A 12,807-nucleotide genomic window follows, 5' to 3' on the forward strand; every position below is an offset into this window, starting at 1 on the left:
CCGCCTCAAGGACTGGAGGAGGGTCGCGACACGATATGACAAGCTCATGCTGAACTTTACAGCCACATGCTATATCGCTGCCATCGTCACATGGTGGCTCAATTGAGTCTGGACCCTAATGTCAGTGCCGGTGTTTCGGCAGCTGGCGTCGGTGCTGGCTCGGTCAGCGTCGGCCTTGGCGGTAGCGGTTCAGGTGGTGGCGATGGTTCCATTGTTATTGCAAAGACCAATGCTAATATCGAAACACGTGGCTCAGCATCTACTGGCGTTCTCGCTCAGTCGGTTGGCGGTGGTGGCGGTAACGGTGGTTTCAATATCACTCCGTCGCTGTCAGGCGCCGGGACCGGATCGGGTGCAATCTCGGTTGGCCTTGGTGGCAGCGGTGCTGGTGGTGGCAATGGCGGTAAAGTCGATTTGACCGTCAAAAATGATGTCCTTACACGAGGCGCGCAGTCGTCGGCCGTCGTGGCTCAGTCCATTGGCGGCGGCGGCGGTAATGGCGGCTTCAATGTGACAGCAGCAGGAAGCGGTGCAGGTACTGGTTCTGGAGCTGTAAGTGTCGGGCTTGGTGGAAGCAGTGGCGCGGGCGGCACAGGTGGCCAGGTCGACAGTCATGTGACCGGCAATTTGGCCACGCTTGGTGATCAGTCTACAGGCCTTCTCGTGCAGTCGCTTGGCGGCGGCGGTGGTAATGGTGGCATGAATATATCAGCGACCGTTGCGGTTGCTGGAACAGGCTCAGGTGGTGCTGCGGTGGGGCTTGGCGGCTCAGGCGGTTCAGGCGGCGCTTCGGGCGCAGCGACTTCTGTTCTAACCGGCGATGTAATCACTGAAGGTGACAGTTCTTCTGCCGTTGTCGTCCAATCCTTGGGCGGTGGCGGCGGCAACGGCGGCATGAATGTATCGGGCACGGTCACCGTTGCCGGAACAGGTTCAGGTGGCGTCTCGGTCGGTATTGGTGGCAGCGGTGGCGATGGTGGCAACGCAGGTGCCGCCGATAGCACCATTGATGGTAATGTTCAGACATCCGGCGATGATGCGAGCGGTGTTGTTGTTCAGTCTGCTGGCGGCGGTGGCGGCAATGGTGCCATCAATATTTCCGGCGTGGTTAGTGTATCTGGCAACGGCTCCGGTGCAGCCAGCGTCGGTATCGGTGGTTCCGGCGGTTCAGGCGGAACAGGTGCATCTGCTTCAAACAATATGACCGGCGACATCTTTACCAAGGGTGATCGTTCCGGCGGTGTAATCGTGCAGTCGCTTGGCGGCGGTGGTGGCAATGGTGGTATCAATGTAACGGGTGCCGTGAGCCTTGCTGCACAAAATAGCGGGGCTGTCGGTCTGGGTATTGGCGGTTTTGGCGGCTCCGGTGGCAGTGCCTCTACTGCAAGTAACGATCTTACAGGCAATGTCACGACACAGGGCGCAGATGCGACTGGTGTTCTTGTGCAGTCAGTCGGAGGTGGCGGAGGCAATGGTGGCATCAATGTCAGCGGCACGCTCAGCATCTCTGGTAATGGGTCGGGTGTTGCGGCTGTCGGTGTCGGTGGTTTCGGCGGTGATGGTGGTTTTGCAGGTGATGTGACCGGCAAGTATGACGGCATCGTTGTTACATCTGGCGGCCGTTCTTCGGGTATTGTTGCTCAAAGCCTTGGCGGCGGCGGCGGCAATGGTGGCATCAACATTTCCGGCGGGCTTTCAGTGGCACCACAGTTCTCCGGTGCCCTCGGATTCGGCATCGGTGGCTTCGGTGGAAACGGCGGCGTTGCTGGATCTGTCGATCAGACCGTGATTGGCTATGTGGAAACCCATGGCGTAGATTCCATTGGTATTCTCAGCCAGAGCCTTGGTGGTGGCGGCGGCAATGGCGGTTTGAATGTCAGTGGGGCTGTTTCTCTGTCTCGGCAAACAAGTGCTGCCATGGCCCTTGGCGTCGGTGGTTTTGGCGGTGGCGGTGCCGATGCAGGTGCATTGACAGCTTCAGACGTCACCGGTGGCGTGTTGACTTTTGGCGACAGAAGCTCGGCCATTGTTACACAAAGTTTGGGCGGAGGCGGCGGCAATGGCGGCATGACCGTGGCCGGAACGCTTAATCTAAGTCAGCAGAACGGCGGTGCTGCATCGCTTGGTCTCGGCGGATTCGGCGGCGGCGGCGGTAACGGCGGCAATGTGACGAGCAAAGTGCGTGTCACAAACACCTATGACAACATCACGACCATTGGCGATGAAAGCATCGCTGTCATGGCGCAATCGGTTGGCGGTGGTGGTGGTACTGGTGGTATCAATGTCGCTGGTGCGGTTAGCTTGACTGGCCAATCGGGCGCTGCTGTAGCGCTTGGCGTTGGTGGTTTTGGTGGCGCAGGCGGCGATGCAGGTTCGGTTGGGCTTGATGTGATTGGAACCGTCAACACATTCGGTGACCGTTCCACGGGCCTTCTGGCGCAAAGCCTTGGCGGCGGTGGTGGTGTCGGCGGCACCAATATTTCCGGTTCGCTGTCTTTGACCAAACCATCAGGCTCGAGCACGATTTTTTCCGTCTCGGCGGGTGTGGGTGGCTTTGGTGGCGGTGGTGGCGATGCCGGTGCGGTTGATCTTTCCTATACTGGTTTGTTGACTACGCGGCCGCGCACCATCAACAGCGATGGTAGCGTTACGTTTAATGAAACGCAGGGTGCAGACGGCGTGGTCGCGCAATCGATTGGTGGTGGTGGCGGGCAGGGAGGACTGAATGTCAGTGGCGGGGTTGCGATCAGTGGCAAGCCGGGCGAAGGCCAGCCTGACGCGAGCAAGTCCTATGGCGTTCTAATCGGCATCGGCGGTTTCGGCGGCACTGGCGGCAATGCCAGCACAGTGGATGTCAATATCGGTGCAGGCAGCACAATTTTGTCCCACGGCAGCGGTCGATCCGGCATTCTGGCGCAGTCGGTTGGCGGCGGCGGTGGTAATGGCGGCATGAATGTTAGTGGTGGCATTGTTTCAGACACTTCGCTGATCGTTGGTATCGGCGGCATGGGCGGCAATGCCGGTTCCGCTGACGATGTAAAAGTGACCGCGCGTGCTGATATCAGAGTTACGACAGATCCTGCCGATTTTGGTGAACCAAGCGATCAGAGTTTCGAGACCAAACTGCGTAGTGTGGTCGGTAACTCGATTGTCGATACGACGGAAGGTCTGGTTGGGTCGTTTGGCCTGAAATCTCTTTTCGTTGATCTTGGACTCTTCAAAAGCGATGAAACCTTACCTGATACCAAGGGGTCGGCTGGTCTTTTAGCACAGTCGATTGGCGGTGGTGGCGGTAATGGCGGTCTGAATGTGTCTGGCGGCGTTGCCATCAGTAAGGACGGCAAGATCCCGTCCATCACTTTCGGTGTCGGTGGCTCAGGCGGTGCGGGCAATGTGTCAGGCGATGTGACGGTCGATCACGCGGGAACGATAGAGGTCGAAGGCAATTGGAAACACGGTATTCTTGCTCAATCCATTGCAGGCGGCGGCGGTAATGGCGCGCTCAATGTCAGCGGTCAGTTGAATTGGGGCAGCTCCAATAGTTCAGGTGGCGCGACAGATCTCAGTATTGTTGCAGGCCTTGGCGGCGACGGAGGCACAGGGGCAAATGCTGGCAATGTCGACGTGACATCAGATGGCGATATCTCGACTAAGGGCTATCATTCACGCGGCATTTTCGCTCAATCGGTTGGCGGCGGCGGCGGCACGGGCGGTATCAATGTGACCGCCGTAGCAACCAAAGACAGCTCGCCGGTTGGTATCGGTATTGGCGGCACTGGCAGCAATGGCGGCCATGCAGGCAATGTCAGCGTTTCGCGCGGGACAGCGCTAGAGTCAGCTGGCCTCATCATCACTGATGGATCTGGCGCACACGGTATTGAAGCAAGCAGCATCGGCGGCGGCGATGCTGGCATCAATGCGGTTTTAGGCGTTAGCAAGACCACGGGATCTGGTAGCAATAGCGGTTCTGAAGGAGATCGGAAGGAAACCGTCAACGACGGTGTGGAATCGTCTGCCCTCTCAGGCATCACCGACAAGATCGATACTGCGGATGCCACGACAGGAAGCGGCGGTAGCGGTAGCAAAAAGACGGTCAACTCAGCAGTTATTGCCGTCGGTGGGTCGGCAGGCAATGCCGGAAACGGTGGGGAAGTTAACGTCGAACATTTTGGTGATATTGTAACACTTCAAAAAGACAGCCACGGCGTCTTCGCGCAATCGATTGGCGGCGGCGGTGGCAATGCTGCTTTCAACGCTGGCATGGTGTTTGAAACTGGTGACGCTTCGAAAAACAAGGGCTTTGGTATCGCTATCGGTGGTGGCACTGGTGCCGGTGGTACAGGTGGCGATGTCGCCGTGAACAATTCTGGCATCATTTATACACAAGGCGACGGTTCGCACGGCGTCTTCGCGCAGTCAGTTGGCGGTGGTGGCGGTAATGCTGGTTACAATATGCTTACAGCTGGCGGTGAGGATGGCAATATCGGCATCACAATCGGACGCACAGGTGGAACGGGCGGGTCATCAGGCGATGTAAAGATCACCAGCGATAGCATAGTGCTTACACAGGGCGACCGCTCGCATGGGCTATTCGCACAGTCTATCGGCAACGGTGGTGGCAATTCGTCGTCGACCTCTGTTTCCGTTACGACGCCTAAAGATGGCGATAAGACTGGTAACAGCTTCTCAGCGAGTATTGGCTTGGAAGGCGGACAGGGTGGAACATCCGGCAATGTTGCAGTTAATGCTGACGGTCTTATCTACACACTTGGTGAAGAGTCTCATGGTATTTTTGCCCAGTCCGTCGGCGGCGGTGGTGGTACTGGCGGTGGTGCGACGGGTTCGGCTGGCAAGGCAACTTCGTACTCGATCAATGTCGGTGGTAATGGTGGGACAGGTGGCACATCTGGCAATGTAGATGTTACTAGTAAGGCGCGGATTGCTACAGACGGTGCCAGTTCCATTGGTATTCTCGCTCAGTCAATCGGTGGTGCGGGCGGTACTGCAGGTTACGCCAAGGCCGGCACCTCCATACTCAGCATTCTGAAGAACACTGTAAAAGGCACTGAAATCGGTACGACAACGTCGATCAATATCGGTGGGACGGGCGGCGATGGCATGGCGTCTGATGACGTGACTGTTGCCAATGGCGGTGTTTTGACGACACTGGGTGATGGCGCTCATGGCATCATGGCTCAATCGGTTGGCGGTGGTGGCGGCAAGGGTGGATTGGTTGAAAACACAATTGTCAACCTTCGCTCGACCATTGCCAGCACATCCACGCTTTCTATCGGTGGAAACGGTGGAACAGGCGCTGTTTCAGGCAATGTCAGTGTTATCAACACCAGCGATATCGGCACTGAGGGCCAAAAGGCTGCTGGCGTATTTGCGCAGGCTGTTGGCGGCGGTGGCGGCGATGCACAACATGTGCGCAATATCGTAGCCGGAAGTGATGCCGATAACAGCACACGTAACGCTTTGCTCATTGGTGGTTCAGGCGGCAGCGGTGGAGCTGCCGGCAAAGTCGATGTCAAGAATTCGACCGGGGCAAGGATCATCACTGATGGTGACGAAAGCCACGGAATTTTCGCGCAATCCATTGGCGGCGGCGGCGGTAACGGTGGCGAAGTTCTTTCAGTTACGGTGACCAAGCCTTCAAGCACAGCCAATAGCGAACAGGGCTTGCAATTGGGGATTGGTGGTTCCGGTTCAGATGGTGGCACGGGTGGTGCAGTCGATGTCGTCAATGACGGTTTGATCGTGACACGCGGCGATAAAGCTCATGGCATTCTTGCCCAATCCATCGGCGGTGGTGGCGGTAATGGTGGTTATTCCATTACCGGTAGTCTCGCTTTGCAAAAAGGTGCCGAAACCAATCCGTCAATGGCGTTGAATATTGGCGGATCAGGTGGCAGCGGAAATGCAGCGGGAACTGTTATCGTCACCAACACAGGCGAAATCAACGTGTCGGGATCACAATCCTATGGCGTTTTGGCTCAGTCAGTCAGTCGGTGGCGGCGGCGGCAATGGCGGCATGGCTGTGGCATTGTCGCTTAACGATCTGGTCAATCAGGCCAGAGGTCAATCCTACTCCAAGATCGCAATTGGTGGAGCTGGTGGTGATGGGGCTGATGGCGGAGATGTTACCGTCAATCATAGCGGGACTATCCGAGTCAGTGGTGAAAACAGCTATGGTATTTTCGCACAGTCGGTCGGCGGTGGCGGCGGCAATGCAGCACTCTCCATCTCCACGCCTGCTGTCATGGCAGCGGACTATATCATCTCGACAGCACTTGGTGCTCGTACAGGCACCAAAGGATCGGCAGGGGAGGTTACTGTAAACAGCAGCGGTGATATCATCGTCACCGGTGCAGGCAGCCAGGCGATCTTTAGTCAGTCTGTTAATGGCGGCGGCGGCAACGTTGATACGTTCCTTGATTTTGCCACGGCGTCCGAAGGAGCGACAGCCGGTGCTGCTGCGGCTTCTCTGACGAGCAGCCTGTCACTTGGTGGTAATGATGTGGATGGCAACAACGGTGCCACAATCAGTCAGTCCCACCAGGGCGATATTGTAACGACATCGGATCGCTCTGCAGGTATGCTCATGCAGAGCATCGGTGGCGGTGGCGGTCTTTCGACAACTACGATGGCGTCCAGCATCGCCGGTGACTTCACATTGAATGCCATGCTTGGTGCGATTAACACCGATGATTCTTCCGGTGGTGATGTGATCGCAAGCCGCAAAGGCAATGTGTCCACCTTCGGTAATCTGTCTGGCGGCGGACTGGCTCAGTCTATCGGCGGCGGCGGTGGGCGGTTGGTTGTTTCTGGCGCTGATCGCAGCGAAGGTTCCGGTCAACGCAATGCAATCGTTACGCTCGGTGCAGATCCATCAATGCGCAACAATGGTGGCGCAATTGAACTGACCCTTAACGGCACGGTTTCTACACGGGGAGACAATGCAAGCGGGCAGATTGTTCAGTCCATTGGTGCGGGTGGTGGCGAAGCCTATCTCACAGGCATCGATCATGCACAGCTGACACTTGGGGCAAGGGATGGGTCGACGGGTGACGGCGGTGACATTCTGGTCGACAACAGCGGCGATCTCAGCACGACAGGTGCTCGTTCCCATGGTTTTGTCCTGCAAAGTATCGGCGGAGGTGGTGGTCTTATTGGTACAAACTTGGCCAAGACAAGCATCGAGCTTCTACTTTCTGGTGACAATGCCGGTAGTGGCGGCGCAATCGATTTCACCAATCAGGGCAACCTTGTTGTCACGGGTGCGGACTCGATCGGCATCCTCGCACAAAGTCTCGGCGGCGGCGGCGGTAGTGTGGATGGTCTGTTCCACGGCAGTGCTGGCGGTAGCGGTCAGGGCGGCAGCATAACACTTGATCTGACTGGCAACATCTTGTCCCTCGGTGAACGCGGCATTGCAGTTCTTGCCCAGTCTGAAGGCAAAGATGGTGCCGGTACGATTGATGTGGCGCTCGACGGCGTGATCATCGGTGGCAGCAAGGGCCAACCAAGCAATGAAGCAATGGTGGAAACTGCGGCTGTCATGATCGACGGAGGAACGGCCAATACGTTGGCATTGTCTTCAGACAGCTTCCTGATGGCACTCAATAACCGTATCATCAGCGGTAGCGACGGTTCTGATCAGGTTACGCTGAACGGACGCGCCGTCGGCAATATCGATCTTGGCGGCGGCGTCAATTCGATGACAGTGACGCAAGGTGCTTCGTTCTATGCGCAAAATGAGGTTAATCTCGGTGCCTCCGGGCAACTGCGTATCGACGGAAATCTTTATCTCGGTGGCGTGGCTTATTACACACCCAATACGGCCCTAAGTGCGCGTATGGCTGGTTCAGAATTTGCGGTCACGCAGAACGTCAGCCAGACGACAGCTTTGACCGGATCGCTGAGCTTTACCAATAATGCAACCTATACTGCGGATGTCTATTTCCGTCAGGATACGGTCTCGGGCGGTAATAGCGATCTGATCAATGTCACGGGCAATGCCACAATTGCGGGAACGGTCATTCCTGTGCTGCACCAGCTTGATCGTTTGCAGCCCTTGGTACTAGTGAATGCCAGCGGTGCAACTGCAGATAACGGCACGACCGTCGTGGGTACGGCTGTGATGAGCTATGAAATCGGATTGAATGGCCCGACCGGTGACGGATCATCAATTGATCTCATTCCGCATGCCGATTTCCGTATGATCGGTATGAACCGCAATCAGACCCTGACAGCCGAACATGCAGCGCGCGTGCTTTCCGGGCAGGGATCGGTCGCGATGGGGCCAATGTTCGCATTGATTGCCAACATGCAAACGAGTGGCGAAGTCCTCAATGCGATCGATAATCTCAGTTCGCAGGATTATGCAACGACTCAGGTCGATGCCCTGCAATCGGGATATCGTTTTGCGCGGACAATGGCCGACTGTGGCTATGACAATTTCGCGGCGCGTATGGGTGATAGCAAAAACTGTTACTGGATGAGTGCAAGCACTGGCCGACTGGATCGTGATCCTTCCTTCCAGAATCGCAGCTTTGAAACACAAAGCTCCGGCGTTTATGCGGGTGTGCGAATGCCTGTGGCAGAAGACCTTTATCTGGGTATCGGAACGGGCCTCGAAGATTTCAGCCTGAGCAGTGGTGATCGGTTCTCATCTGAAGGTCAAAGGGCTTTGCTCGGTGTGTCGCTTGCGAAATATAAGGGACCATGGGAACTCTATGGCATTCTCAATGGCGGAACAGCCCGATATGACAGTACGCGACTGATCGATATCTACGGCACATTGCCGGGCGGTGATCCGGTCATCGGCGGTACCGCGACCGTCAAACAGCGGATCAGTCAGGCCAATTTCCGGATAGGAACGGCCTATCGTTATCAGCCAACAGATGGTGCGGTCTATCTTCGTCCAGCGGTGGATTTCGATGCAAGCTATCTCTATTCTGGGAGCGCAACGGAGATTAACAGTGCCTACGGACTGCAACTCGATAGCACGGGTCAGTGGGTTCTTTCCGCAACCCCGTCACTTGAAGTAGGTGTCGAAACTGCAATCACCAGCTCGCTTATGATGCAAGCCTATCTGCGTGGCGAAGTCAGCTTTGCTAACAAGGACGATGTCTACATCAATGCAACTTTCGCTGGCGCGAGTGCCACAGATGGTACCTTCCGTAACTATAGCCAGTTCGGTGATGTGACGGGGCGTTTGGATACTGGTCTGACCTTCTATGACACAGCCAAAACAACCCGTTTGACTGTTGGTTATCAGGGGCAGTGGAGTGAAAAGACCGTTGGCCATACGGCAACGGTCAATCTGGGATTACGTTTTTAAAATGGGAATGAGAGAAGAAACTCTATGATCCAACAGATCACAAGTATCATTACTATGGTCGCATCACTTGCGAGCGGCTCCGTCGCTTTCGCGCAAGATCAGGCGGCTAGTGCCGATGGTACCCAACAGACAGAACAGAACGGTGCACCTGCAGCACCATTGTGGCTGACCACTTGCTCCAATCAGCTGCAGACAGAACTGTTGCTATGCGAGGTCTCGCAAAGCATCGTTCTGCGGCAGGGCAATCAAAGCCAGCGCGTGGCAACCGCTTCTATCAATCGCGTTGCCGGTAAATCCGAAACGACCGCCGCCTTCACACTGCCGTATGGGGTGAGCTTGCCAGAGCCCGTAAAGGTGCTGATCGATGACAAGCAGGTAGGCACTCTGATATGGCAAAGCTGCGATGGAGGTGGATGCTATGCAGACGCCAAGGTGGATGCCGCTTGGCTCAAGGCATTGCGCGGTGGCAAGGTGATGACCGCCGCCTTTAAGGCGCGCGATGGGCGCGATCTCTCTTTCGCCTTCCAACTTGCGGGTATATCTAAAGCAGAGGCCATGTTGCCTGCTGCACGCTAAAACTGAGTTTCTTTTAAAAGCCGCGAAAGTTTTTCTTTCGCGGCTTTTCTATTTTAACAAAAAAGAAGTCAAAAAAGCAAACTTTCTTGTCTAAATCTCACCGCACAAAATCCATAACTGGCTTATAAGGATCGGAGAGTTGGCTCACAAAGCCCTTCATTTGACTGGAGATTCTTATGATAAAGCTTATCACGCTCACCTCGTTAGCCGTTACCTTGCTCTCTTCAACGGTTCTGGCTTCAGGCTCAGGCACCATCGACGCAATTACGTTGTCTTCTGGTGGCGTGGCAGAAATATCCAGAAAGCCTACAGTTTCCAACGATGGAATTGTCGAGATCGAAGTTCCTCTCAATCAGGTCGATGATGTACTCAAAAGCCTTGTCCTCAAAGGTGGGAAGGGTGCGATAAAGAGCATTTCTCTCGCTGGCCCAAATCCGCTTGAGGAGACTTTCCGACAGCTTCCATTTTCACCATCAAGCCTGTCCTCAATGTCTGCTTTCTTGTCTTCGATACCGGGAACGTCGGTTACAGTTTCGAGTGTTGGAAAAACCGTGAAGGGTAAAGTCCTGGGCGTTGAAGCTGTGGTCAAATCCGACGACGCAAAGTTTCATGTGCTGACCGTGCTTGATCAGGATGGGCAGATCCAGACCATCAAACTTGGCGAAGACACGTCTCTAAGTGTCGATGACGCCGAGATGAAACTAAAACTTACAAATGCCACAACAGCCTTGGGGCGCGGGAGCAACGATAGTGCTCGTGTCATTCGCATAACAGTCGGCGATCTTGCAGCGACGGATTCCCGGTTGGCTTATGTCGTTGCAGCGCCCATCTGGAAGACGGCTTATCGGATTTTAACGGAGCCAAATGGCAAAGCCCGACTTCAGGCCTGGGCTGTTGTTGAAAATGCAAGCGGCGAAGATTGGAAAGACGTCAAGCTGACGCTTACGTCTGCTGATCCTGTTACCCTGAAGCAGCGCCTGCACCAGATCTATTGGAAGGATAGGGCCGAGGTAATCGTAGACACGGCGACTAATAATGTTGTCGAGGCGGATACCGGAAATCTGGCGAATAGAGTGAGAGTCCGCCCCGCCGCGAGTGAGAAGGCCGCAGTCTTCGAGAGTGATGAACAAATGGCAGATGTGATGCGTGCCCCTGCGCCGGCCATTAGTGGCTACGGAGGTGGTTCAGCGACTGCAAATCCGAGTGGCGCCGTTGCTGCCGCCTCTGAGAATGACACCAGCGCAAGTTTTACGCTTCCGGGCACATTTAGTCTGACCAATGGTGATAGCTTGTCTGTGCCGATCGCTGATGCGCAGATTGACGCGGAAATGATCTCAATCTATCGAAACGGTAGCAGCAACATCCATCCGGTTGCCGCGATTATGCTGAAAAATTCGACAGGCAACAGCATGCCGGGCGGTATCCTGACTGTTTACGACAGTGGTGCCGGTTATGTTGGAGATGCCCAGCTATTGAACCTTCCAAAGGATGATACGAGAATTGCCGCTTTCGCGACAGATCGTAAGGTGACGATTACTCAGGAACAGGAACCAACGAGACAGATCACCGATATCAAAGTCGTGGATGGCATCGTTCGCATTTCGGAAAAAATGCGTGAAACTACGACATATCGTATATCGGGTGCTCTTGATGCTGACAGGACGGTTATTATTGAACACCCTGTTCGGGTGGGTTGGTCATTTTCGTCTCAGGCCGACGACGGCAAGACAGTTTCCCACCACCGGTTGAAAGCCTCTGTCAAAGCTGGTGAAGAACAATCGGTTGTCGCTGTGGATGAACAGCTTCGTAGCGAAAGTTTCGGGCTCATCGATGTCGATCCGACTGCGCTTTTAAGTTGGTCGTCCTCCGCCTCTGATAAGGGTGTTGCGGAAAAATTCAGCCAGCTTGCAAAAGTACGGCAACAGCAAATCGACAAGCAGCTCGAACTTCAAAGGTCCGAGGAGAAACTGCAGGATCTCCAAGGTGAGCAGGGACGTATTCGCGAAAACATCGCGGCCGTGCCTGAGAATAGCGACCTGAAAGCCAAATATCTCACGATGCTTGAGGAGAGTGAGAGCTCTATCTCAGAAGTGTCGAAAACAAGAGAAACAAGTAAAGTCGATATTGATCGCTTTACCAAAGAACTCCGAGAGCAAATACGGAATTTCTAAAACGAGATGAGCGACACTTCCATCTCAGTGGGCGGACTGTTTCATGGACACCAATTTATTTGGTTGTCCGTGAAATGAAGGCGGTGAGTTACGTCTGAAAAAGATGCGAATTTAGAATGGTACCGTTAGAGCAAGCCCAGTTAAATTTGTTCGTTGGTTTCGACATAACTATTTGTTTTTAAGCATTATGTAACACAAAAAGCTTCGTATTTTTGCTGAAAGTTCTTTAATGTATATTCTGGCCATAGATTAGAAACGACACTACTGTGGTCAAAGCGCCAATAGCTGCAAGTAGATAAGCACGTCGCGAAAGCTGGCGTTTTTTATTGGTCAAGCCGATGACTGTCGTGGTCAGAGTCCACAAAACCAAAAACACCAGAAGCAACAATGTGTAGACTGGCTTGGACAGATCGTATCCGCCTCCACCGATGGAGGAAGTTGCAGGTGGAGGTGGATTTAGCAGTAAGTTAAATCCACCTAGGACTAAAGCGAAGACAGCTACCCAAAAGAAAAATGTACGATCTCTCAATTTTAGCTCCTGGATGATGCTTAGGTTCGAAATAATCTGCCACTGAACTCTCATCGGGCAACGATAAGAGCCTGTTCCAAAAAGGGTTGAGCGATTTCAGTGGGTTATGATTCAATCGGATTTCTGACATACGATGGAGATCACGATGACCTGGACTGAAACCGCTCGCCGACAGTATGAACGTC

General features: G+C 54.5%; 4 protein-coding genes and 1 pseudogene. All 5 read left to right on the forward strand.

What is annotated here, in order from left to right; translation table 11 throughout:
• Window positions 1-106, forward strand: a pseudogene (locus OIV19_RS22910) (IS5/IS1182 family transposase); the annotation flags it as partial.
• Window positions 103-6,057: a hypothetical protein gene (locus OIV19_RS22915; protein ID WP_264234163.1), complete on the forward strand. Its 5,955-nt coding sequence runs from the start codon at window positions 103-105 to the stop codon at window positions 6,055-6,057. The pseudogene OIV19_RS22910 and the gene OIV19_RS22915, both read left to right, overlap by 4 nt.
• On the forward strand, window positions 5,984-9,346 hold the full coding sequence (locus OIV19_RS22920; RefSeq protein WP_264234164.1) for an autotransporter outer membrane beta-barrel domain-containing protein: 3,363 nt from the start codon (window positions 5,984-5,986) through the stop codon (window positions 9,344-9,346). The genes OIV19_RS22915 and OIV19_RS22920 overlap by 74 nt, the downstream gene beginning before the upstream one ends.
• A gap of 24 nt (window positions 9,347-9,370) precedes the next feature.
• Window positions 9,371-9,922: an invasion associated locus B family protein gene (locus OIV19_RS22925; RefSeq protein ID WP_264234166.1), complete on the forward strand. Its 552-nt coding sequence runs from the start codon at window positions 9,371-9,373 to the stop codon at window positions 9,920-9,922.
• 176 nt (window positions 9,923-10,098) lie between these two features.
• Window positions 10,099-12,093: a DUF4139 domain-containing protein gene (locus OIV19_RS22930; protein WP_264234167.1), complete on the forward strand. Its 1,995-nt coding sequence runs from the start codon at window positions 10,099-10,101 to the stop codon at window positions 12,091-12,093.
• Window positions 12,094-12,807: the final 714 nt, after the last annotated feature.

Origin of the sequence: Brucella sp. HL-2 (genome assembly GCF_025846885.2) — a bacterium.
Taxonomy (GTDB): domain Bacteria; phylum Pseudomonadota; class Alphaproteobacteria; order Rhizobiales; family Rhizobiaceae; genus Brucella; species Brucella quorumnocens.

What these genes read in the sequence shown, in the direction of transcription:
- OIV19_RS22920 (WP_264234164.1), top strand. Translation starts at nt 5,984, where the DNA reads ATGGCGTTTTGGCTCAGTCAGTCAGTCGGTGGCGGCGGCGGCAATGGC.
- OIV19_RS22930 (WP_264234167.1), top strand. Translation starts at nt 10,099, where the DNA reads ATGATAAAGCTTATCACGCTCACCTCGTTAGCCGTTACCTTGCTCTCT.
- OIV19_RS22925 (WP_264234166.1), top strand. Translation starts at nt 9,371, where the DNA reads ATGATCCAACAGATCACAAGTATCATTACTATGGTCGCATCACTTGCG.